Here is a 21,865-nt window from a genome sequence, read left to right on the forward strand (position 1 = left end):
GCCGATGACCGATCCGCTGCATTCCCCGCCGCCGCTGCTGGCCGCGCACGGGCTCACCTTCGCCCGCGACGACGCCGCCGTGTTCGGTCCGCTGGATTTCCACCTGGACGCGGGCGAGGCGCTGCTGGTGCAGGGCGACAATGGCGCCGGCAAGACCACCCTGCTGCGGGTGCTGGTCGGGCTGCTGCGCGCCGAGGCCGGGCGCATCGAGATCGACGGCCGTCCGGTGCGCCGCGGCGACCGCGCGCGCTACATGGCCTACCTGGGTCACCTGGGCGCGCTGAAGGCGGACCTGAGCACGCTGGAGAACCTGCACTACCTGTGCGGCCTGCAGGGCCGCCGCGCCAAGCAGATGCCGGGCAGCGCGCTGGCCATCGTCGGCCTGGCCGGCTACGAGGACACCCTGGTGCGGCAGCTGTCGGCCGGGCAGAAGAAGCGCCTGGCGCTGGCCCGGGTGTGGCTGTCGCCGGCGCCGCTGTGGCTGCTCGACGAGCCCTACGCCAACCTCGACCTGGACGGCATCACCCTGGTCAACCGGATGATCGCCGCGCACCTGCGCAGCGGCGGCGCGGCGCTGGTCACCACCCATGGCGCCTACGCCGCGCCGCCGGTGCGCACGCGCATGCTGAGCCTGAGCGGGGTGGCCGCATGAGCCTGGCCGCGCCGGTTCCCTCGCTGTGGCAGGCCACCCGGGCGCTGCTGCTGCGCGACCTGCGCCTGCTGTGGCGGCGCCGCGGCGACGCGCTGCAGCCGGCGCTGTTCGCGCTGCTGATCGTGGCCCTGTTCGCGCTGGCGCTGGGCAACCAGCCGCGCCTGCTCGGCGAGGTCGCCGGCGCCGCGCTGTGGCTGGCGGCGCTGCTGGCCGGACTGCTCGCGCTGGACAGCCTGTTCCGCGGCGACGCCGAGGACGGCTCGCTGGAACAGTGGCTGCTGGCGCCGGTGCCGCTGGCCTGGCTGGTGCTGGTGCGGGTGCTGCTGCACTGGCTGACCACCGCGCTGCCGCTGATCGTGGCCACCCCGCTGCTGGGCGAATTGCTGCACCTGCCGCATGACCGCATGCCGGTGCTGCTGGCATCGTTGGCGCTGGGCACGCCGCTGCTGAGCCTGATCGGCGCGGTGGTGGCGGCGCTGACGGTGAGCATGAAGCGCGCCGGGATCCTGGTCGCGCTGCTGGCGCTGCCGCTGTACGTGCCGGTGCTGGTGTTCGGCGCCGGCAGCGTGGCCGCGGCGGCGCAGGGCCTGGACCCCGGCGGCGGCCTGCTGCTGCTGGCGGCCGGGCTGGTGCTGGGTCTGGTGCTGGCGCCGCTGGCGGCGGCGGCGGCGATCCGGATCTCGTTGAGCTGAGCGTGTTGGCGCAGCGTCCGCGCGGCGCGCGCCGTACCATCTGGTCTATTGTTGCACCGCTGTCGCCGCACCGAAGCAAGCCTCCCGCCCGCTAGAATCGACCGCATGTCCTCCGTCGTCCGCTGGTTCCACCAACTCGGCTCGCCCCCCGCCTTCGACCGCTTCGCCGCGCGCTGGACGCCGTGGTGCTACCTGGCCGCGCTGCTGCTGGGCGGGCTGGGGATCTGGCAGGCGCTGTTCGTGGTGCCGGCCGACCGCCTGCAGAGCGACGCCTTCCGCATCCTCTACATCCACGTGCCCAGCGCCTGGATGAGCCTGTTCGTGTTCGGGCTGATGGCGCTGTACGCGGCGATCGCGCAGGTGTGGCGGATCAAGCTGTGCGAGGTGCTGGCGATGGCCTGTGCGCCGATCGGCGCCGCCTTCACCGTGATCACCCTGCTGACCGGCAGCATCTGGGGCAAGCCGATGTGGGGCGCGTGGTGGGACTGGGACCCGCGCCTGACCACCGAACTGATCCTGCTGTTCCTGTACATCGGGGTGATGGGCCTGTACCTGGCGATCGAGGACCGCCGCAACGCCGCGCGCGCGGCCGGGCTGCTGGCCATCGTCGGCGTGGTGCTGCTGCCGGTGATCCGCTATTCGGTGGTGTGGTGGAACTCGCTGCACCAGGGCCAGACCATCCGCCTGTTCGGCCAGTCGAGCATGGACCCGAGCATGCTGCCGCCGCTGTGGCTGATGGTGGCGGCGACCAAGTTCTGGTTCGCCGGCTCGCTGCTGGCGCGCGCGCGCGCCGACAACCTGCGCCGCGAGGCCGGCAAGGACTGGGTGGCGAAACTGGCGGAGACGCGCGCATGAACTACCTGCCCTACGTGGTCGGCGCCTATGCGGTGTTCGCCGGCGTGCTGCTGGCCGACTTCGTGCTGGCGCGGCTGCAGCTGCGCGGCGCCCTGCGCGCGGCGCGCTTGCGCGCGCAGCGCAAGCGCCAGCCCAAGGCCGACCCGGCCGCGCTGGACCTGAGCCGATGACCCCGCAGCGCAAGCGCCGCCTGCTGCTGTTGATGGTGCTGGTGCTGGCCGCGGGCCTGACCACCACGTTGGTGGCGATGGCCCTGCAGCGCAATACCGCCTACCTGTACACCCCGGCCGAAGTGCTGGCCGGCAAGACCGGCGAGCACGCGCGCTTCCGGCTCGGCGGCATGGTCGAGAAAGGCTCGTTCCAGCGCGCGCCCGGCTCGCTGCTGGCGCGGTTCCGGGTCACCGACGGCGACGCGCAGCTGACCGTCAGCTACGACCGGATCCTGCCCGACCTGTTCCGCGAGGGCCAGGCGGTGGTGGCCACCGGGCGCATGCGCGACGGCGTGTTCGTGGCCGAGGACGTGCTGGCCAAGCACGACGAGACCTACATGCCCAAGGAACTGGAAGAGAAGATGGGCAGTGCGCACCGCAAGCACGATGTGGCGGAGGCGGCGCGGTGACCGGAGCGTTTTGCGGGACTCGGGACTCGGGACCCGGGACTCGTAACAGCAAGACTGCGCGTGGCCTGAGCGTTGGCTTTTCCGGGTCCCGAGTCCCGGGTCCCGCGTCCCGGCGCACACCCCATGCTGCCTGAACTCGGCCAGATCCTGCTGATCCTGGCGCTGCTCGCCGCGCTGCTGCAGGCGGTGCTGCCGCTGGCCGGCGCGCAGCGCGGCGACGCGCGCTGGATGGCGGTGGCGCGGCCGGCGGCGTTCGCGCAGCTGGCGCTGGTCGCCGGCGCCTTCGTGGTGCTGACCCATGCGTTCCTGGTGCAGGATTTCTCGGTGGCCTACGTGGCCGAGAACTCCAACTCGCTGCTGCCGCTGATGTACCGCTACTCGGCGGTGTGGGGCGCGCACGAAGGCTCGCTGCTGCTGTGGACGCTGATCCTGGCGCTGTGGACCGGCGCGGTGGCGCTGTGCTCGCGCAGCCTGCCGGCGCCGGTGATGGCGCGGGTGATCGGCACGCTGGCGCTGGTCAGCCTGGGCTTCCTGGCGTTCCTGCTGTTCACCTCCAACCCGTTCGCGCGGCTGCTGCCGGCGCCGCTGGAAGGCCGCGACCTCAACCCGCTGCTGCAGGACCCGGGCCTGGTGATCCACCCGCCGCTGCTGTACGCCGGCTACGTCGGCTTCGCGGTGCCGTTCGCGTTCGCCATCGCCGCGCTGCTCGACGGCCAGGTCGACGCGCGCTGGCTGCGCTGGACGCGGCCGTGGACCAACGTGGCCTGGGGCTTCCTGACCATCGGCATCGCCCTGGGCAGCTGGTGGGCGTACTACGAGCTGGGCTGGGGCGGCTGGTGGTTCTGGGATCCGGTGGAGAACGCCAGCTTCATGCCGTGGCTGGCCGGCGCGGCGCTGCTGCATTCGCAGGCGGTGACCGAGAAGCGCGGCAGCTTCGCCGCATGGACGCTGCTGCTGGCGATCGCCGCGTTCTCGCTGTCGCTGCTGGGCACCTTCCTGGTGCGCTCGGGCGTGCTGACCAGCGTGCACTCGTTCGCCGCCGATCCCGGCCGCGGCCTGTTCATCCTGGTGTTCCTGAGCCTGGTCTGCGGCGGCGCGCTGCTGCTGTACGCGCTGCGCGGCGGCCGCATCGGCGCCAGCGCCGGCGACGAACGCCAACGCTTCGCCGCGTCCTCGCGCGAGACCCTGCTGCTGGCCAACAACCTGCTGCTGACCTGCGCCTGCGCGATGGTGCTGCTGGGCACGCTGTATCCGCTGCTGGCCGACGCACTCGGACTGGGCAAGCTGTCGGTCGGCCCGCCCTACTTCGGCACCCTGTTCGTGGTGCTGATGGCGCCGCTGGTGGCGCTGCTGCCGTTCGGGCCGCTGACCCGCTGGCAGCGCGAACAGCCGTCGCGGCCGCTGGCGCTGCTGGCGCCATGGGCGGGCCTTGCCCTGCTGGCCGGCGTGCTCGGCTTCTTCCTGGCCCCGCAGGGACCGTGGAAGACCGCCGCCGGCGTGGCCGGCGCGGCCTGGGTGCTGCTCGGCACCGCGCGTTTCGTGTGGAGCCGCGTGCAGCTCAAGGGCAGCCGCTTCACCGCCGAGATGCTGGGCATGACCCTGGCCCACGCCGGCATCGCGGTGTTCCTGACCGGCGCGCTGCTGGTCGAGGCGCTGGACCAGCAGCGCGAAGTGGCGCTGGCGCCGGGGCAGAGCCTGCAGATGGGCCGCTACCGGTTCGAGTTCCAGAGCCTGCAGCAGACCCGCGGCCCCAACTACGTGTCCGACCGCGCGCACGTGCAGGTGCTGCGCGACGACCGCCCGCTGGCGCTGCTGCATCCCGAAAAGCGCGTCTATGCCAGCGGCGGCCAGAGCCTGAGCGAGGCCGGCATCCACCCCGGCCTGTTCGGCGACGTCTATATCGCCCTGGGCGAACCGCTGGGCGGCAACGCCTGGGCGATGCGCCTGCATGTCAAACCGTTCGTTCGCTGGATCTGGCTGGGCGCGGCGCTGATGGCGCTGGGCGGCTTCGTCACCGCCGGCGACCGGCGCTTCCGTCGTTCCCCGGAGAAAGCCTGATGTCCGCCCCCGCTCCCCGCCGCCTGCCGCTGCCCGCCATCGTGCTCGGCACGCTGTTCTTCCTCGGCCTGCTGGCGCTGATGTTCTATGCGGTGCAGCGGTCCGGGGTGGCCGATCGCGATGCGCTGCCGTCGGCGCTGATCGGCAAGCCGGCGCCGGCGTTCGAGCTGCCGGTGCTGCACGACGCGTCGATCCGCGTGCGCAGCGCCGAGCTGCGCGGCGCGCCGTACGTGCTCAACGTGTGGGGCAGCTGGTGCGCCACCTGCCGCGAGGAACACCCGGTGCTGACCCGCTTCGCGCTGACCAAGCGCGTGCGGGTGATCGGCTACGACTGGAAGGACACCCGCGAAGACGCGCTGCACTGGCTGGAACAGCTGGGCAACCCGTTCTTCGTGGTGCTGTTCGATCCGGACGGCCGCACCGCGATCGACTGGGGCGTGGCCGCGGCGCCGGAAACCTTCCTGGTCGATGCGCGCGGCGTGGTGCGCTGGAAGCATTCCGGCGCGTTGACCGACCAGATCGTGCAGGACGAATTGCTGCCGGCACTGCTGCAGGCCGAACGCGATGCGCCGACCGCCAGACAGGGCCGGGCCGCACCGTGATGCGTCGCTGGCGCGCGCCGCTGCTGCTCCTGCTGCTGGCATGCGCCGGCCCGCTGGGCGCGCAGCCGGTGGCCGACCCGACCCCGCCGGCCTATCGCTCGGCGGCCGAGGAGGCGCGTTTCCATGCGCTGACCGCCGAACTGCGCTGCGTGCAGTGCCAGAACCAGTCGCTGGCCGACTCGCATGCGCAGATCGCGCTGGACCTGCGCCGCGAAGTGCTGCAACTGATGCAGCAGGGGCATTCGGACGCGGAGATCAAGCGCTTCCTGGTCGACCGCTACGGCGAGTTCGTGCTGTACCGGCCGCAGGTGGAATCGCGCACCTGGCTGCTGTGGTTCGGCCCGCTGGCGCTGCTCGGCGCCGGCGCGCTGGTCCTGGTCCGGATCGTGCGCCGCCGCGCGCCGGCCGACGCTGCGCCGCCGGCGCAGGACGAACAGGAATGGTGAGGCGATGCTGAGCTGGGGCATGCATGCACTGGCCGCGGGGCTGGCAGCGCTGCTGTTCGGCGCGATGCTGTGGCCGTTGCGGCGCCAGCGCGGCGGTAGCGCGCTGCTGGTCGTGGCGGTGCTGGCGCTGGGCGTGGCCGCCGCCGCGCTGTACGCGCTGGTCGGCACGCCGCGTGCGCTGCTGGCGCAGAACCGCGAGGCGCCGCGCAATCTCGAGGACGGCGTGGCGCAGCTGCAGGCGGCGCTGGCCAAGGATCCCACCCGCGCCGACGGCTGGGCGCTGCTGGCGCGTTCGCAGATGTCGCTGGGCCGCCCCACCGAGGCCGCGGCGGCGTTCGCGCGCGCGGTGCAGCTGGCGCCGGACGAGCCGCAGTTGCTGGTGCAGGCCGCCGAAGCGCGCGCGCTGGCCGCGCCGCAGCGGCAGTTCGACGACCAGGGCATCGCCTGGCTGCGGCATGCCTTGCAGGTCGAGCCGAACGGCGAGCGTGCCGCCTGGTTCCTGGGCATCGCGCAGCGCCAGCGCGGCCAGCACGCCGAGGCCGCCGCGACCTGGGAAGCGCTGCTGCCGCGCGTGGATGCGGCCACCGCCGCCGCGCTGCGCCCGCAGATCGACGCGGCGCGCGCCGATGCCGGTTTGCCGGCGCTGCCGGCGCCGGCCGCCACGCCCGCGACGGCGACAGCAACGGCGAGCGGCCCGGGCGCGACGGCGACCGGCGCGCAGGCGGCGCCCGCCTCCGCCGCCGCGCTCACCGTCACGGTCGCGCTGGATCCGCAATTCGCCGCGCGCGTGCGCCTGCGCGGCGACGCCAGCGTGTTCGTGATCGCGCGCGTGCCCGGCGGCCCGCCGATGCCGGTTGCGGTGCAGAAGCACCCGCTGCAATCGCTGCCGCTGCGCGTGACCCTCAGCGACGCCGACAGCCCGATGCCGACGCAGAAGCTGTCGCAGCTCAGGCAGGTGCAGGTCCTGGCGCGCCTCTCCAACAGCGGCAACGCGCTGCGCCAGGAAGGCGACCTGGAATCGGCGCCGGTGACGGTGACGCTGCCGGCGGCGACGCCGGTGGAGTTGGTGATCGGGACGCCATGACGCGGCGCGCTCGGGTTCTCCTGTAGTAGCGGCTTCAGCCGCGACACGGGCGCCAGGAACATGTCGGTTGCGGAAAATGCCTGTCGCGGCTGAAGCCGCTCCTACAGGGGCGCCGCTCGTTGCTGGCTTCGTCTACGCGTCTCCTTCGCCGGGCACGCGCACGCACGCCGCATCCGCCGCCGCACCGCTAGAATCGGCGCATGACCGAATTCATTCCTGCCGGCAGCCGCTTCCTCGCCCTGCCCTCGCCGTTCCCGATGAAGCGCGGCGGCCAGCTGCGCGATGCGCGCGTCGCCTACGAGACCTGGGGCACGCTGGCGGCGGACCGCGGCAATGCGATCCTGATCGTCACCGGGCTGTCGCCGGACGCGCATGCCGCCGCGCATGCCGACGATCCCAGCCCCGGCTGGTGGGAGGCGATGCTCGGCGCCGGCAAGCCGATCGACACGCAGCGCTGGTTCGTGATCTGCGTGAATTCGCTGGGCAGCTGCAAGGGCTCGACCGGGCCGGCCTCGCCGGATCCGGACAACGCGCGACCGTATCGCCTGCGCTTCCCGGAACTGTCGATCGAGGACGTGGCCGACGCCGCCGCGCACGTGGTGCGTGCGCTGGGCATCGACCGGCTGGCGTGCCTGATCGGCAACTCGATGGGCGGCATGACCGCGCTGGCGCTGCTGCGCCGCCATCCCGGGCTGGCGCGCAGCCACATCAACATCTCCGGCAGCGCGCAGGCCTTGCCGTTCTCGATCGCGATCCGCTCGCTGCAGCGCGAGGCGATCCGCCTGGATCCGAACTGGAACGGCGGCGACTACGACGAGGCCACGTATCCGGAATCGGGCATGCGCATGGCGCGCAAGCTGGGCGTCATCACCTACCGCTCGGCGCTGGAATGGGACGGCCGCTTCGGCCGCGTGCGGCTGGATTCGGACCAGGCCGACGACGATCCGTTCGGCCTGGAATTCCAGGTCGAAAGCTACCTGGAAGGCCACGCGCGGCGCTTCGTGCGCCGCTTCGATCCGAACTGCTACCTGTACCTGAGCCGCTCGATGGACTGGTTCGACCTGGCCGAATACGCCGGCGGCGACGTGCTGGCCGGGCTGGCCACGATCCGCGTCGAGCGCGCGCTGGCGATCGGCGCCAACACCGACATCCTGTTCCCGGTGCAGCAACAACAGCAGATCGCCGACGGCCTGCGCGCCGGCGGCGCCGACGCGCAGTTCCTGGGCCTGGACTCGCCGCAGGGACACGACGCGTTCCTGGTCGATTTCGCGCGCTTCGGGCCGGCGGTGAAGGGGTTCCTGGACGCGCTGTAGGCGGTCGCTTCGTGGTGCGGAGCGGGCTGCTTCGTCGTGCGCGCAGGCGGATGTTTCACCGCTGCGTTCGTCGCGACTGAAGTCGCTCCACAGGGATACTGCTGGACGCGCAGGCGTCGGATGCTTTTGCAGGAGGGGCTTCAGCTCCGACATGCAGGCGCTGGCGGATGCTTCGCCGCTGCGTTCGTCGCGGCTGAAGCCGCTCCTACAGGGATTCTGCTGGACGCGCAGGCGTCGGATGCTTTTTTAGGAGGGTCTTCAGCCCATGTAGGCGCTGGCGGATGCTTCGCCGCTGCGCTCGTCGCGGCTGAAGCCGCTCCTACGGGGATTCTGCTGGACGCGCAGGCGTCGAATGCTTTTTTAGGAGGGGCTTCAGCCCCGACATGCAGGCGCCGCGCGCGTTCCTTGTGGGAGGGACTTCAGTCCCGACTGCATCCGGTTGCTGCCACTCCACGCGGCGCGTCATGGTCGATCGCAGCTCAGGACGCGCGCTCGTCGATGGCTATCTTGGCGCCGCGCAGCCCACTGCTACGCTTCGGCCTGCAGCCGCCCCTGCTGCAGCCGATAGCGCGTATGCACCACGCCTTCGGGCAGCGCGTCGTGGCTGATCAGCAGCAGGCTGCGCTGGCCCAGCGCCTGGCTCAGGTCGCGCAGCAGGGCCTGCGCGGTGTCCACGTCCAGGCCTTCGGTGGGTTCGTCCAGCACCAGCAGCGGGGCGTTGCGCAGCAGCGCGCGGGCCAGGGCCAGGCGCCGCGCCTGGCCGGCGGACATGGTGGCGCCGTTCTCGCCCAGCCAGGCGTCCAGGCCGCCGACCTCGTGCAGCCAGGCGTCCAGGCGCACGTCGGCCAGCGCGCGCTGCAGGGTGGCGTCGTCGGCGTCGGCCGCGCCCAGGCGCAGGTTGTCGCGCACGCTGCCGGCGAACACCGGCGCGCCCTGCGGCAACCAGGCGATGCGTTGGTGCCACTGCGCCTGGGCCAGGTCGCGCAGGTCCACGCCGGCGAAACGGACGCTGCCCTGCTGCGGATCCCACAGCCGCAGCAACAGCGCCGACAAGGTGGTCTTGCCGCTGCCGCTGTCGCCACAGATGGCCACGCGCTCGCCCGGCGCGATGCGCAGGTCGATGCCATCGAGCACATGCCGGGTCTCGCCGGGCCAGGCGAAGACCACGCCGTCGAAGCGCACCTCGCCGGCGGCGGGGACCGGCTGCGGCTGCGCGCCGTCGGCCACGGGCGCGCTCTGCCCGGCAATTGCCTGCAGCCGCTGCGCGGCAACGCGGCCGGACTGCAGCGCCTGCCAGGCCAGCCCGGCGCCGGCCCAGACTTCGAGCAGGGCCACGGCCAGGAAGATCAGCCCGGCCGCCTGTTCGGCGCCGATCAGCCCGGCGCGCGCCGCACCCAGCGCCAGCCACAGCATCGCCAGCAGCCCAAGCGCGGCACACAGCGCGTGCAGCGCATTGCCGCCGATCAGGCGCTGCCGCTGGCGACGGTCCTGCGCGCGCAGGTCCTGCGCGCTGGCGTCCACGCGCGCGATCCAGGCGGCCTGCGCGTCCAGCGCGGCCAGGTCGGCGGCGCCTTCCAGGCCTTCGTAGGCCAGCGTGCGCAGCGTCTCGCGCTGCTGCGCGCGGCGCTGCTCGCGCACGCGGCCGCCGCGCGCGACCACCCACGGCACGCCGGCGCCGATCGCCAGCGCCAGCGCCGCCAACACCAGCGCCGCCGGCCAGTAGATCGCCGCGGCCGCGGCCACGCCGGCCACGCCGATGCCGAGCAAGGCGGCCAGCGGCCCCAATGCGCGCACCACCAGCCCGTCGACCTCGCCGATGTCGGACATCAGGCGCGCCAGCAGTTCGCCGGTGCGGCTGGCGCCGAGCCTGGCCGGCGCCAGCGGCAGCGCGCGGCGGAAGAACCACACGCGCAGGTCGCGGGCGATGCGCAAGGTGGCGTCGTGGCCGACCAGCTTCTCGCCGTAGCGCGAGGCGATGCGGGCGAAGGTCAGCGCGCGGATGCCGGCCGAGGGCGAGAAGAAGTTGAAGCCGCTGCCCATGCCAGCTACGCCGGCCAGCGCCGCGGCGGTCAGGAAGCCGCCGGACAGGCCGAGCAGGCCGACCCCGGCCAGCATCGTGCACAACAGCAGCAACGCGGTCAGCAGCAGGCGGCCGGCGTGGCGGCCGAACACGCTGCGCAGGTCGTCGCGCGCCGGCCCGCTCATGAGGCGGCTCCGGTCGCGGCGTCCGCCGCGCTGCGCGCCGGCAGCCGCAGCAGGCTGTCGGCCCAGCGCATCGCCGCCTCGCTGTGGGTGGCGACGATCACGCTGCGGCCCTGGCTGAAGGCGGCCAGCGTGCGCAGCAGCTCGGCCTCGGTGTCCGGATCGAGGAAGGCGGTGGGTTCGTCGAGCAGCAGCAGTTGCGGATCGCGCAGCAGCAAGCGCGCCAGGCCGATGCGCCGCGCCTCGCCGCCGGACAGGCCGAAGCCGCGTTCGCCGATCGGCGTGTCCAGGCCCAGCGGCAGGCGCGCGGCGAAGCGCATGACCTGCGCCGCCTCGGCCGCGGCCTGCAGCTGCGCGGCGCTGGCCTGCGGGGCGGCCAGGCGCAGGTTGTCGGCGATGCTGCCGTGGAACAGGTACGGGCGCTGCCCGGCATAGGCGACGCGCAATCCGGGCCGCAGCTGCAGGCTGCCGGCGCGCGGCGGCAGCCAGCCGGCCAACGCTTCCAGCAGCGTGCTCTTGCCGCTGCCGCTGGGCCCGACCAGGGCCAGGCGCTGGCCGGGCCGCAGGCTGAAGGACAGATCGCGCAACGCGTCGCAGCGCGCGCCCTGCGGGCGCAGCGTCAGGCTCTCGGCGCGAAGCAGCGTCTGCTCAGGAGCCGCTGGCGTCGCCATCGCCGCGGGCATTGCAGGCACTGCTGGCACTTCGAGCATCGCGGGCGTTGCAGACACCGCGGACGCCGCAGGCACTCTTGGCTCACCGGGCGCTGCCGGCAGCGAGGACGCCGTCAGCGCAGGCGACGCCGGCCGCAACGGCGCAGGCGGCGACGCGGACGCCGCGGCCGTAGCGGGCGACGCCCCAGGCAGTGACACCGATGCCGCCGCATCCGGCAGCTCGCCGAGCAGGCGCTCCACCTCGGCGGCGGCGGCCAGCGCATTGGCGCGGTCGTGGTAATGCGCGGCCAGGCGCCGCAGCGGCGCGTAGAACTCCGGCGCCAGCAGCAGGCAGAACACGCCCACGCCCAGGGTCGGCACCGTGGCGTGCAGCGCGATCATGCCCAGGTAGCTCAGGCCCAGGTACATCGCCACCATCGCCACGCTGACCGAGGCGAAGAACTCGAGCACGGTGGAGGACAGGAAGGCGATGCGCAGCACTTTCAGGGTGCGTTCGCGCACGCCCTCGGCGGCGGCGGCGATGCCGCGCAGTTCGTCCTCGCCGCGGCCGTACAGGCGCAGCAGGCCCAGGCCCTTGAGCCGGTCGGCGAAATGCCCGCCCATGCGCGCCAGCTCGCGCAGCTGGCGACGCCCGGCCGCTTCCGCGCCCCAGCCCACCAGCATCATGAAGATCGGCACCAGCGGCGCGGTGCACAGCAGCAGCAGGCCCACCACCCAGTCGCTCCAGCCCACCGCGAGCAGGATCAGCAACGGCACCACGCTCACTTCCAGCCGCGCCGGCTGGTAGCCGGCGTAGTAGCCGTCCAGCGCATCGCCGTGCGCGAGCAGCAATTCGCCCAGTTCGCCGTTGCGCTGCCCGCGCAGCCACAGCGGGCCACGCTGCAGCAGGCGCCGGTACACGCGCCGGCGCAGCTCGGCCTTCGCCGCATCGGCGACGTCGCCAGCCGCGCCCTGCGCGCAGGCGCCGAGCAGCGCGCGCACGACCAGCATCAGCGCCAGCAGCGCCAAGGCCGGCAGCGCCTGCCGCAGCTCGCGATGCTCGACCAGCAGGGCCTGCAGCAGCCAGGCGATGGCGCCGGCCTGCACGATCAGCAGCGCGCCGGACAGGCCGATCGCCGCCGCGGCCAGCCGCTGCCGCCCGCGCGCCGCCGCGCCCAGCGACGCCAGCCAGCGCACGCGTTGCTGCCGCAGGTGCGGCGACTCGGCAGGCGGTGCGGCGGACGGCTCGGCGGGATCGGTCAAAACGGGCTCGGCGCGGCGAACGGGCCGCCATTGTAAGTCGGCATCCCGGTCGGAACCGCCGCGTGCCGCCACGATGCCGGCGCGGACCGGCGCAGACATTGATCTGGATCAAGGCCAAGCGCGCGGCGGAAGCGGAACATCGCCCTCAACCTACCGCCACTCGGCCACCCAGATGCACATTTTCCACGAGGTAGCACAGCCATGATCGACACCACTGTCGTAGAGCTGTCGCGGCTGCAATTCGCCATGACCGCCATGTACCACTTCCTGTTCGTTCCGCTCACCCTCGGCCTGTCCTTCATGATCGCGATCATGGAGAGCGTGTACGTCATGACCCGCAAGGAGGTCTGGCGGCGCATGGCGCTGTTCTGGGGCGTGCTGTTCGGCATCAACTTCGCGATGGGCGTGGCCACCGGCATCGTGATGGAGTTCCAGTTCGGCATGAACTGGTCGTACTACAGCCACTACGTCGGCGACATCTTCGGCGCGCCGCTGGCGATCGAGGGGCTGATGGCGTTCTTCCTGGAAGCCACCTTCATCGGCCTGTTCTTCTTCGGCTGGAACAAGCTCTCGCCGGTCAAGCACCTGATGGTGACCTGGCTGATGGCGCTGGGCACCAACCTGTCGGCGGTGTGGATCCTGATCGCCAACGGCTGGATGCAGAACCCGACCGGCGCAGTGTTCAACCCGGACACCATGCGCATGGAAGTGGTCGACTTCATGGCGGTGGTGTTCAACCCGGTGGCGCAGGCCAAGTTCGTGCACACGGTCAGCGCCGGCTACGTGACCGGCGCGGTGTTCGTGATGTCGATCAGCGCGCTGTTCCTGCTGCGTGGCACACACCGCGACATCGCGCGGCGCTCGTTCGCGGTGGCCGCCGCGTTCGGCCTGGCCTCCTCGCTGTCGGTGGTGGTGCTCGGCGACGAGAGCGGCTACGCCGCCAACGAACACCAGAAGATGAAGCTGGCCGCGATCGAGGCGATGTGGGAGACCGAGCAGGCCCCGGCCGACTTCACCGCCTTCGGCATCCCCAACCAGGCCACCGGCAAGAACGACTACGCGATCAAGGTGCCGTACCTGATGGGGCTGGTCGCCACGCGCTCGCTGAACACGCCGATTCCCGGCATCCTGGAACTGGTCGGGCGCGCCGAGCACCGCATCCGCGGCGGCCAGATCGCCTACGGCGCGCTGCAGCGGCTCAAGGCCGACCGCAACGACGTGCAGGCGCGCGAGGTGTTCGACCGCCACTGGCAGGACCTGGGCCACGGCCTGCTGCTCAAGCGCTACCGCGACGACATCCTCAACGCCACGCCGGAGGAGATCTCCAAGGCCGCGCTGGACACGGTGCCGCGCGTGCTGCCGCTGTTCTGGACGTTCCGGGTCATGGCCGGCCTGGGCTTCTACCTGATCGCCTTCTTCATCGCCGCGATGTGGTTCTCGTGCAAGCACAACTTCGAGCACAAGCGCTGGTTCCTGAAGCTGGCGCTGTGGACCCTGCCGGCGCCGTGGATCGCGATCGAATGCGGCTGGTTCGTCGCCGAGTACGGCCGCCAGCCGTGGGCGGTGGAAGGGGTGCTGCCCACCTTCTACGCCGCCTCCGGCCTGGCCCTGCACGAGATCCTGATCACCCTGGCCGGCTTCGTGGCGATCTATACCGTGCTGCTGGTCATCGAGATCAAGCTGATGCTCAAGGCGATCCGCAAGGGCCCGGACGATCTGCCCGCGCTGCTGCAGCCGACCCCGCGCCCCGCCGCGCCCCTTGCCGCCACCGCGGCCGCCGGTCAACTCTGATCCCGGCAGGAGAATGACGATGGACTTCATTGCATTGGACTACACCACGCTGCGCGTGATCTGGTGGCTGCTGCTCGGCATCCTGCTGATCGGCTTCGCGGTGATGGACGGTTTCGACCTGGGCGTCGGCGCGCTGCTGCCGTTCGTGGCCAAGAACGACGCCGAACGCCGGCTGGTGGTCAACACCATCGGCCCGGTCTGGGAAGGCAACCAGGTCTGGCTGGTGCTCGGCGGCGGCGCGATCTTCGCCGCCTGGCCGCCGCTGTACGCGGTCAGCTTCTCCGGCTTCTACCTGGCCATGTTCGTGATCCTGTTCGCGCTGATCCTGCGCCCGGTCGGGTTCAAGTTCCGCGGCAAGCTGCCCAGCCAGCGCTGGCGCAACGGCTGGGACTGGGCGCTGTTCGTCGGCGGCTTCATCCCGGCGCTGATCATGGGCGTGGCGGTGGGCAACGTGGTGCTCGGCGTGCCGTTCCACTTCGACGACACGCTGCGGGTGTTCTACACCGGCACGTTCTTCGGCCTGCTGATGCCGTTCGCCCTGCTCGCCGGCCTGCTCAGCGTGAGCATGCTGGTGGCGCACGGCGCGGCGATGCTGGTGCTGAAGACCGACGGCCCGGTGGCCGAGCGCGCGGCCCGCTACGGCAGCGTGGCGGCGCTGGTGGCCTGCGCGCTGTTCGCCGCCGGCGGCGTATGGGTGGCGCTGGGCCTGCCCGGCTACGCGGTGACCTCGCAAGCGGTCACCGACGGCGCCACCAACCCGCTGCTGAAGACCGCGGTGCTGGGCGAGGTCGGCGGCTGGATGCACAACTACCAGGCGATGCCGCTGACCGCGCTGGCGCCGCTGGCCGGCCTGCTCGGCCTGCTGCTCAGCGCGCTGTTGCTGCACAGGCGCCGCGGCGGGCTGGCGTTCATCGCCTCGGGCAGCGCCATCGCCGGCATCATCCTCACCGTCGGCTTTGCGATCTTCCCGTTCCTGCTGCCCTCCTCCAGCCAGCCCGGCTCCAGCCTGACCGTGTGGGACGCCTCCAGCAGCCGCCTGACCCTGTGGATCATGCTGCTGGCCACCGCGCTGTTCCTGCCGATCATCCTCGCCTACACCACCTGGGTGTACCGGGTGCTGAAGGGCAAGGTCACCGCCGCGTCGATGGACGACAACCCCAACGCGTACTGAGCGCGTTCAACCCGCTCGCATAGGAGATTGCACCATGTGGTATTTCGCCTGGATTCTCGGGGTCGGCCTGGCCTCCACCGCCGCCATCCTCAACGGCATGTGGTTCGAGGCCCGCGAAGGCGCCGCTCCGGACGCCGACTGAAATTTTTTCGCAAAGGATCTTGCCGAATGCGGGTGACCCCCGTATCATGTGCGGCTCCTTCGGGGTGTAGCTCAGTCTGGTAGAGCGCTACGTTCGGGACGTAGAGGTCGCAGGTTCGAATCCTGTCTCCCCGACCAGTTTCACGGTCACAAGAAGCCTGGAAAACCAACGTTTTCCGGGTTTTTTTGTGTTCTGACCGCCCTCCACCTTCCCCTCCGGTCAGCCCGCGGCTCGCATTTTGACTACACACGCATCCGGGGCGAAGCAGCCTTTGCCTATCTGGCCGGCGATTCGACAGACCAGCGAGGGGAATGGCACCGGCTATCCAAGCCAAGGGCAACGTAAGCTCCCACAGAGCGAATCGCCGGAGGACAAGAAGCCGACTGACAATCTCGGTCCTCGCCATCAACACAACCGGACACAATTCGAAATGAACTACGCAACGCAATTGCGCCAGAGCGCCATGATATCGAAAGCAGGCATCGTCGCTTTACTCATTGCGTTGTACTGCTCACCGGCAGCCGCGGTTACCGAAACCGACAAACTCGTAGACCGCCTTGGCGTTCAGAGCAACACGGCCTACTTCAGCGTCAAAGACAATCTTTCCGTGAAATGCAAGTTCGATATCGTCTATCTCAACCTTGGCGATGACTTCGGCAAGGCCGCCTATGCGAACATTCTTGCAGCCCAGAGCGCGGGCAGAACGCTCTCACGCTTCGAATACTACCAAGCGGCACCCGGCGAGACTTGCACACTCTCTCTAGTAGAAACCAGAAATTAGCCCCCTCATCAGGGCGACCTGACGCCATGGGGGCGTGGTTCCTGGGCACATCCGCCGAGCGCGGCGTTCTACCCGCTCAGCGCACCGGCAGACTGATGTAGCTCGCCTGCTGCGGCGTGTGCCAGATGCGCTGCGTCGCCTTCTGGTAGTCGCCCGGCTTGGCGAAGTAGATGTTGGGCACGTAGGTCTGCGGGTTGCGGTCGTATAGCGGGAACAGGCTGGACTGCACCTGCACCATCACCCGGTGGCCGCGCTGGAAGGTGTGGTTGGCGGTGGGCAGGCCGAACGTGTACGCCAGCGGCTGGTTCGGCGCGATCGGCCTGGGCGTTTCGAAGCTCTCGCGGTAGCGGCCGCGGAAGATCGCCATCGACACCGCCAGTTCGTAGCCGCCCAGCTTCGGCTCGGAAGCCATTTCGTCCGGGTAGACGTCGATCAGCTTCACCACCCAGTCGCTGTCGCTGCCGCTGGTGGAGGCCTGCAGGTTCACTTCGGGCACGCCGGCGATGCTGAGCGGCGCGGCCAGCGGCTCGCTGACGAAGGTCAGCACGTCCGGGCGGCCGTCGACGAAGCGCTGGTCGTGCACCAGCCAGGTGGTCCACATGTCGCGGTCGCCGAAGTCGACCGGGCGCGGCACGAACGGCACCGGCTTGGCCGGGTCGGACACGTATTCCTCGTAGTCGCCCTGCCCGGCCACCGGCGCGTCGAACGACAGCTTGCCGCCGGCAGCCAGGTACAGCGGCCTGCTGCGTGCCGCGCAGCCCTGCGCGCAGCTGCGCGGCCAGGCCTGCAGGCGATCCCAGTGGTTCTCGCCGGTGTTGTAGATGAACACCGGCGGCGTGTCGGCCTTGGCCGCGCCATCGACCAGGTACTGGTCGAAGAACGGCTTGAGCACGTCGCGGCGGAACTGCAGCGCGGTGTCGCCGTCGAACTTCAGCGCGCCCAGCGCCGAGCCGTCGTAGTTGACCTGGCTGTGCCGCCACGGCCCCATCACCAGGTAGTTCCTGTCGTTGCCGGCGTCGCGCGGCTCCATCGCCTGGTAGCTGTGGATCGCGCCCCACATGTCCTCCTGGTCCCACAGGCCCTGCAGCCACATCGTCGGCACCTTCAGCGGGGTGCGCGCCATCACCTTGTCCAGCGCCTGCTGCTGCCAGAAGCTGTCGTAGGCCGGGTGTTCGGTGAGCTTGCGCCACCACGGCAGCTGGTCCACGCCGGCGGCCTTGGCGTAGTCGCCGGCCGAGCCGGCGCGCAGGAAATTGCTGTAGTCGTCGTAGCCGTGGCGCGGGATGCCCACGCCCTTGCCGCGCTGGGTCAGCTGGCCGGTGAAGTAGTCGAAGTTGACCTGGCGGAAGGCGCCGTAGTTGAGCCAGTCGTCGCCCATCCAGCCGTCGATCATCGGGCTTTCCGGGGCGGCCACCTTCAGCGCCGGGTGCGGGTCGGTCAGCGCCATGACCACGGTGAAGCCCTCGTAGGACGAGCCGATCATGCCGACCCTGCCGTTGGACTCGTGCACGTTCTTGACCAGCCAGTCGATGGTGTCCCAGGCGTCGGTGGCGTGGTCGACCTTGCTGCCGTTGAGCGGCCCGCGCAGCGGCCGGGTCATCACGTAGTCGCCCTCGGAGCCGTACTTGCCGCGGATGTCCTGGAACACGCGGATGTAGCCGCCGTCGACGAACACCTCGTCGCCCTGCGGCAACAGGTCGCGCATGTGCGGCGAGGCCAGCCGGCTGGCGCGGCCGCTGGCGTCGTAGGGCGTGCGCGTCAGCAGCATCGGCGCATGCTGCGCGCCCTTTGGCAGCACGATCACCGTGTGCAGCTTGACCCCGTCGCGCATCGGGATCATCACCTCGCGCTTGACGTAGTCGTTGGCCTCGGTCGGCGCGACGAAGGCCTTGCCGGTGATGTCGGGAGTCATCGGCGCGGTCTGCGCCTGGGCGGCGGCGGCCAGCGCGGCGGCGACAACGGTGACGAGCAAGCGGGCGGCGATGGGACGCATGGAACCTCCGGACAGTGAGACCCCGACTGTAGGCGCAACCGCGGCCCGTACGGAAGTGTCGGCACGCGCCGCAGGCGGTCGCGCGTGTCCACCCGCGGTCGCGACGCGTGCGCGCCAGGACGCGCGCATGGCGGCATCCGCCGCCAGACCGGCCAGGCTGCCGCCAGCGCCGCGGGCGGTTGCGGACATGCGCGACGCCATCCGCGCAAGCGCACCGGAAACCGCCCGCAATGGCTTCCCTGCAGCGCGCACGGCAGGTACAACGATGCTTCTGCCCATCGCCGCAGCCACGCGCGGGGCGCCTGCGAGACCCGACACGATGAGCGACTCCGAGCACGCGCTTGGCAATGCGGCGCGCCGCGCATTCCTCAGGCAGGGCGGCGCCCTGGCCGCCATGCTGCCGCTGCTGGGCCTGCCGGCCTTCGGCCGCGCGCTCGCCGCGCCGCTGCGCCCGTCCAGCTCGCCGCTGCTGCCGCCGGCGCAGGCGCTGCGGATGCGCTACGCCAGCCCGGCCAGCGAGGCCGACCTGCTGCGGCAAGGCCTGCCGATCGGCAACGGCCGGCTGGGCGCGCTGGTCGGCGGCGCGCCCGAGCGCGACGTCCTGTACCTGTCCGACGCCAGCCTGTGGACCGGCGGCCGCAACGATGTGCTCGACGCGCAGGGCCAGTTTCCCTACGACAAGGACAGCTTCGGCAGCTTCGTGATGCTGGCCAAGCTGTATCTGGAGCTGGACGGACACGCGCCGGCGCAGCTGCGCGACTACGCACGCGAACTGGACCTGAGCAACGGCTGCATGCGCGTGCGCTACGCGCTGGGCGCCGCCCAATTCACCCGCACCGTGTTCGCCAGCCATCCCGACGATGCCATCGTGATCCAGCTGGAGCAACGCGGCGGCGGCCGCCACAACGGCCGGCTGCAGCTGGTCAGCGCGCACGCCGCGCCGGTGCAAGGCGATGCCGGCGGACAGCTGGGCTTCTCCGGCACCTTGGCCAATGGCCTGCGCCACGGCGCGAGCGTGCAACTGGTCGCCGCCGACGGCAGCGTGGAGCTGCGCGGCGACACGCTGCACTTCCGCGACTGCAGCGCGCTGCGCATCATCGTGTGCGGCGGCAGCAACTACGTGCCCGACCTGGCCAGGAACTACCGCGATCCGCAGCTGGATCCGCAGGCCCTGGCCCGGCAGCGCTGCGCCGCGGCGGCGGCGCTCGCACCCGAGACCTTGCTGTACACCCACGTGGCCGACCACCGCGCCCTGTTCGACCGCATGCAGGTGGAGCTGGGCCGCTCCAGCGCGGCGCAGCGCAAGCTCGATCTATGGCAGCGGCTGCAGGCGCGCGCCGCCGCGGACACGCCCGATCCGGAACTGGAAGCGCTGTACCTGCAGTTCGGCCGCTACCTGACCATCGCCGCCTCGCGCGATGCGCTGCCGATCAACCTGCAGGGGCTGTGGCTGGAGAACAACGATCCGCCGTGGATGAGCGATTACCACAGCGACGTCAATCTGCAGATGAACTACTGGCTGACCGACGCGGCCGGGCTGAGTCCGTGCTTCGACGCGCTCGCCCGCTACTGCCTGGCGCAGCTGCCGGCGTGGACGCAGATCACCCAGGCGCACTTCAACGACCCGCGCAACCGCTTCCGCAACACCTCCGGCAAGGTCGCCGGCTGGGCCGTGGCGTTCTCGACCAACCCGTTCGGCGGCAGCGGCTGGTCCTGGCACCCGGGCGGCAACGCCTGGCTGTGCGACAGCCTGTGGCAGCACTACGAATACACCCAGGACCGCGCCTACCTGGCGCGGATCTACCCGCTGCTCAAGGGCGCCTGCGAATTCTGGCAGGCGCGGCTGATCGCGCTGGAGGTCCCCGGCCCCGATGGGCGCCCGCACACGCGCCTGGTCGACGACCACGACTGGTCGCCCGAGCACGGCCCGGAGGACGCGCGCGGCATCGCCTATGCGCAGGAACTGGCCTGGAACCTGTTCGGCCAATACCGCCAGGCCAGTGCGCTGCTCGAACGCGATGCGGCGTATGCGGCGACCATCGCCGGGCTGCAGCAGCGCCTGTACCTGCCGCAGATCAGCCCGCGCAGCGGCCAGTTGCAGGAATGGATGTCGCCCGACGACCTGGGCGAGGCGCACCACCGCCACCTGTCGCCACTGATGGGGCTGTATCCCGGCCATCGCCTGCATCCGGACCTGGCGCCGTCCGAGCAGGTCGCCGCGGCACGCAAGCTGCTGGAGGCGCGCGGCATGCACAGCTTCGGCTGGGCCTGCGCCTGGCGCGCGCTGTGCTGGGCGCGGCTGGGCGAGGCCGAGCGCGCCTATGCCCTGGTCGCGACCAACCTCAAGCCGTCGATCGTGCACAGCAACGGCACCGCGCCGAACTTCTTCGACATCTACGACCTCAGCCAGCACGGCGATCCCACGCTGGGCGGCGTGTTCCAGATCGACGCCAACTTCGGCACGCCCACCGCGATGCTGGAGATGCTGCTGTACTCGCGGCCCGGGCATATCGCGCTGTTGCCGGCGCTGCCCAAGGCCTGGGCCGAACGCGGCCGGATCAGCGGCATCGGCGCGCGCGGCGGCTTCGTGGTGGACCTGGAATGGCGCGCCGGCAAGGCCACGCGGATCGCGCTGCGCAGCGTCGGCGGCACGCGCACCGAACTGACGTTCAACGGCACGCGGCGCATGGTGGAGCTGGCGCATGGCGCAACCATGCGCGTGCTCTGAGACATTCGCAGATGACGGCGTACGGCATGCCGCCCGGTCAGCCCAGCCGGATGCCGGGTCCCATCACGGCGACGAACCACAGGCTCGCCAACGCGCCAGCGATACGCCACGCCATGCCGAGCCGCAGCGCACCGCGTTCGGCCAGCGCCACAGGCAGCGATGCGGGCAGCGATGCGGGCAGCGCCAGCATGCCTGCCATGGCCAGGAATCCAGTCGCCACGCCGGAACTGAACACCAGCGTCCAGCTGATCGGGTTGAACAGCGCGCCGAGTGTGAGCAACGCGCCGAAGCCGAGATAGGACACGCGGCAGGCACGCGTGGCTTCATCGGCAGACAGCACGCCATCGGCGCACAGCGTTGCCAACCCCGATGCGGCCATGCGGATGGCGGCCCAGTAGCCGAGCACGCCGGCAATGCCCAATGGGATCCGCCATGCCGCAGGATGGGCAACGCCGGCAAACACCGTCGCCCAGTCGCCGCTGCCCAGCAGCGCCGAATAGACCAGATAGGCCACCGCATTGAACAGATTAAAGGTGCCGACCACCCAGGCGACATAACGCCACGACGGCGGCAGGCCAGCGCTGCGCGCCAGCAACAGCGTGAGCGCGGCGCACAGATTGAACGCCGGGCCAGCCAAGGCAATCCAGGGTGAGGTGCCGACGCTGCTGAGACCGATGGTCGAGATCTGCTGCAAGCTTACGCCTGGCGTGAACATCGCGACCACAGTGTGCGCAAGCTCGTGTCCGGCATCGCCGACCACACCGGCCAGCGCGGCAACGGAAAGCAGCGACAAGGTGCCCAGGCCAGCATGGCGTGGCTGCAT

19 protein-coding genes and 1 tRNA gene are annotated in these 21,865 nt (G+C 71.1%); 16 read left to right on the top strand and 4 right to left on the bottom strand.

The features are described 5' to 3' along the window. Positions 1-4: 4 nt before the first annotated feature. The 10 genes from ccmA to metX all read left to right on the top strand — a co-directional run bounded on the left by ccmA (position 5) and on the right by metX (position 8,321). Positions 5-652, top strand: coding sequence for a heme ABC exporter ATP-binding protein CcmA (ccmA, locus tag AB3X10_RS13920; RefSeq protein WP_047324868.1), 648 nt, complete (start codon positions 5-7; stop codon positions 650-652). Continuing rightward, entirely contained in the window at positions 649-1,344 is a 696-nt protein-coding gene (gene ccmB, locus AB3X10_RS13925; RefSeq protein ID WP_206228506.1) for a heme exporter protein CcmB, read from the top strand. The genes ccmA and ccmB overlap by 4 nt, the downstream gene beginning before the upstream one ends. A gap of 105 nt (positions 1,345-1,449) precedes the next feature. Next, positions 1,450-2,199 (top strand): heme ABC transporter permease CcmC, encoded by a 750-nt coding sequence (gene ccmC / locus AB3X10_RS13930; RefSeq protein ID WP_145700504.1) that lies wholly within the window; start codon positions 1,450-1,452, stop codon positions 2,197-2,199. Beyond that, the gene (locus AB3X10_RS13935; protein WP_145700508.1) at positions 2,196-2,369 is read left to right on the top strand and encodes a heme exporter protein CcmD; all 174 of its coding nucleotides are present in this window, start codon (positions 2,196-2,198) and stop codon (positions 2,367-2,369) included. Before ccmC ends, AB3X10_RS13935 begins: the two co-directional genes overlap by 4 nt. Next, positions 2,366-2,818 carry a cytochrome c maturation protein CcmE gene (gene ccmE / locus AB3X10_RS13940; protein WP_369975694.1) on the top strand — a complete coding sequence of 151 codons (453 nt, stop codon included), beginning with the start codon at positions 2,366-2,368 and terminating at the stop codon, positions 2,816-2,818. Before AB3X10_RS13935 ends, ccmE begins: the two co-directional genes overlap by 4 nt. A gap of 123 nt (positions 2,819-2,941) precedes the next feature. After that, complete coding sequence (locus AB3X10_RS13945) at positions 2,942-4,876, top strand: heme lyase CcmF/NrfE family subunit (protein ID WP_369975696.1); 1,935 nt, start codon at positions 2,942-2,944, stop codon at positions 4,874-4,876. After that, the gene (locus AB3X10_RS13950) at positions 4,876-5,478 is read left to right on the top strand and encodes a DsbE family thiol:disulfide interchange protein (RefSeq protein ID WP_369975698.1); all 603 of its coding nucleotides are present in this window, start codon (positions 4,876-4,878) and stop codon (positions 5,476-5,478) included. The genes AB3X10_RS13945 and AB3X10_RS13950 overlap by 1 nt, the downstream gene beginning before the upstream one ends. Further along, positions 5,475-5,924, top strand: coding sequence for a cytochrome c-type biogenesis protein (locus tag AB3X10_RS13955; protein WP_369975700.1), 450 nt, complete (start codon positions 5,475-5,477; stop codon positions 5,922-5,924). The genes AB3X10_RS13950 and AB3X10_RS13955 overlap by 4 nt, the downstream gene beginning before the upstream one ends. Before the next feature lie 4 nt (positions 5,925-5,928). Beyond that, positions 5,929-7,008 (top strand): tetratricopeptide repeat protein, encoded by a 1,080-nt coding sequence (locus AB3X10_RS13960; protein ID WP_420018510.1) that lies wholly within the window; start codon positions 5,929-5,931, stop codon positions 7,006-7,008. A 200-nt stretch (positions 7,009-7,208) separates the two neighbouring features. Further along, positions 7,209-8,321 carry a homoserine O-acetyltransferase MetX gene (gene metX, locus AB3X10_RS13965; protein ID WP_369975703.1) on the top strand — a complete coding sequence of 371 codons (1,113 nt, stop codon included), beginning with the start codon at positions 7,209-7,211 and terminating at the stop codon, positions 8,319-8,321. A gap of 528 nt (positions 8,322-8,849) precedes the next feature. On the opposite strand, the gene cydC is transcribed toward metX, so the two are convergent. Further along, positions 8,850-10,526, bottom strand: a complete 1,677-nt coding sequence (gene cydC / locus AB3X10_RS13970; RefSeq protein ID WP_369975704.1) for a thiol reductant ABC exporter subunit CydC — start codon at positions 10,524-10,526, stop codon at positions 8,850-8,852. Next, complete coding sequence (gene cydD, locus AB3X10_RS13975; RefSeq protein WP_369975705.1) at positions 10,523-12,436, bottom strand: thiol reductant ABC exporter subunit CydD; 1,914 nt, start codon at positions 12,434-12,436, stop codon at positions 10,523-10,525. Before cydD ends, cydC begins: the two co-directional genes overlap by 4 nt. A gap of 201 nt (positions 12,437-12,637) precedes the next feature. Here cydD and AB3X10_RS13980 point away from each other — a divergent pair, with 201 nt between their 5' ends. The 5 genes from AB3X10_RS13980 (at position 12,638) to AB3X10_RS14000 (ending at position 16,321) form a co-directional block, all read left to right on the top strand. Further along, positions 12,638-14,227, top strand: coding sequence for a cytochrome ubiquinol oxidase subunit I (locus AB3X10_RS13980; RefSeq protein ID WP_369975707.1), 1,590 nt, complete (start codon positions 12,638-12,640; stop codon positions 14,225-14,227). A 19-nt stretch (positions 14,228-14,246) separates the two neighbouring features. Further along, positions 14,247-15,398: a cytochrome d ubiquinol oxidase subunit II gene (gene cydB / locus AB3X10_RS13985; RefSeq protein WP_369975709.1), complete on the top strand. Its 1,152-nt coding sequence runs from the start codon at positions 14,247-14,249 to the stop codon at positions 15,396-15,398. Between the two features lie 34 nt (positions 15,399-15,432). Beyond that, complete coding sequence (gene cydX, locus AB3X10_RS13990) at positions 15,433-15,540, top strand: cytochrome bd-I oxidase subunit CydX (RefSeq protein WP_369975711.1); 108 nt, start codon at positions 15,433-15,435, stop codon at positions 15,538-15,540. Between the two features lie 60 nt (positions 15,541-15,600). Then, a tRNA-Pro gene (locus tag AB3X10_RS13995) sits at positions 15,601-15,677 on the top strand. A 293-nt stretch (positions 15,678-15,970) separates the two neighbouring features. After that, positions 15,971-16,321 (top strand): hypothetical protein, encoded by a 351-nt coding sequence (locus AB3X10_RS14000; protein ID WP_369975712.1) that lies wholly within the window; start codon positions 15,971-15,973, stop codon positions 16,319-16,321. A 76-nt stretch (positions 16,322-16,397) separates the two neighbouring features. On the opposite strand, the gene AB3X10_RS14005 is transcribed toward AB3X10_RS14000, so the two are convergent. Next, positions 16,398-18,314: a CocE/NonD family hydrolase gene (locus AB3X10_RS14005; RefSeq protein WP_369975714.1), complete on the bottom strand. Its 1,917-nt coding sequence runs from the start codon at positions 18,312-18,314 to the stop codon at positions 16,398-16,400. Between the two features lie 319 nt (positions 18,315-18,633). Here AB3X10_RS14005 and AB3X10_RS14010 point away from each other — a divergent pair, with 319 nt between their 5' ends. Beyond that, a complete protein-coding gene (locus AB3X10_RS14010) occupies positions 18,634-21,042 on the top strand; it encodes a glycosyl hydrolase family 95 catalytic domain-containing protein (protein WP_369975715.1) in 2,409 nt (802 codons plus the stop codon). A 37-nt stretch (positions 21,043-21,079) separates the two neighbouring features. Here the strand turns inward: AB3X10_RS14010 and AB3X10_RS14015 are convergent, their stop codons facing one another. Then, on the bottom strand, positions 21,080-21,865 hold the full coding sequence (locus AB3X10_RS14015) for a hypothetical protein (protein ID WP_369975717.1): 786 nt from the start codon (positions 21,863-21,865) through the stop codon (positions 21,080-21,082).

Origin of the sequence: Xanthomonas sp. DAR 80977, assembly GCF_041240605.1 — a bacterium.
Taxonomy (GTDB): Bacteria; Pseudomonadota; Gammaproteobacteria; order Xanthomonadales; family Xanthomonadaceae; genus Xanthomonas_A; species Xanthomonas_A bundabergensis.

Coding starts and splice junctions, on each gene's coding strand:
- ccmA (WP_047324868.1), top strand. CDS start 5: ATGACCGATCCGCTGCATTCCCCGCCGCCGCTGCTGGCCGCGCACGGG.
- ccmB (WP_206228506.1), top strand. CDS start 649: ATGAGCCTGGCCGCGCCGGTTCCCTCGCTGTGGCAGGCCACCCGGGCG.
- ccmC (WP_145700504.1), top strand. CDS start 1,450: ATGTCCTCCGTCGTCCGCTGGTTCCACCAACTCGGCTCGCCCCCCGCC.
- AB3X10_RS13935 (WP_145700508.1), top strand. CDS start 2,196: ATGAACTACCTGCCCTACGTGGTCGGCGCCTATGCGGTGTTCGCCGGC.
- ccmE (WP_369975694.1), top strand. CDS start 2,366: ATGACCCCGCAGCGCAAGCGCCGCCTGCTGCTGTTGATGGTGCTGGTG.
- AB3X10_RS13945 (WP_369975696.1), top strand. CDS start 2,942: ATGCTGCCTGAACTCGGCCAGATCCTGCTGATCCTGGCGCTGCTCGCC.
- AB3X10_RS13950 (WP_369975698.1), top strand. CDS start 4,876: ATGTCCGCCCCCGCTCCCCGCCGCCTGCCGCTGCCCGCCATCGTGCTC.
- AB3X10_RS13960 (WP_420018510.1), top strand. CDS start 5,929: ATGCTGAGCTGGGGCATGCATGCACTGGCCGCGGGGCTGGCAGCGCTG.
- metX (WP_369975703.1), top strand. CDS start 7,209: ATGACCGAATTCATTCCTGCCGGCAGCCGCTTCCTCGCCCTGCCCTCG.
- cydC (WP_369975704.1), bottom strand. CDS start 10,526: ATGAGCGGGCCGGCGCGCGACGACCTGCGCAGCGTGTTCGGCCGCCAC.
- AB3X10_RS13980 (WP_369975707.1), top strand. CDS start 12,638: ATGATCGACACCACTGTCGTAGAGCTGTCGCGGCTGCAATTCGCCATG.
- cydB (WP_369975709.1), top strand. CDS start 14,247: ATGGACTTCATTGCATTGGACTACACCACGCTGCGCGTGATCTGGTGG.
- cydX (WP_369975711.1), top strand. CDS start 15,433: ATGTGGTATTTCGCCTGGATTCTCGGGGTCGGCCTGGCCTCCACCGCC.
- AB3X10_RS14000 (WP_369975712.1), top strand. CDS start 15,971: ATGAACTACGCAACGCAATTGCGCCAGAGCGCCATGATATCGAAAGCA.
- AB3X10_RS14005 (WP_369975714.1), bottom strand. CDS start 18,314: ATGCGTCCCATCGCCGCCCGCTTGCTCGTCACCGTTGTCGCCGCCGCG.
- AB3X10_RS14010 (WP_369975715.1), top strand. CDS start 18,634: ATGAGCGACTCCGAGCACGCGCTTGGCAATGCGGCGCGCCGCGCATTC.
- AB3X10_RS14015 (WP_369975717.1), bottom strand. CDS start 21,865: ATGCAGCCACGCCATGCTGGCCTGGGCACCTTGTCGCTGCTTTCCGTT.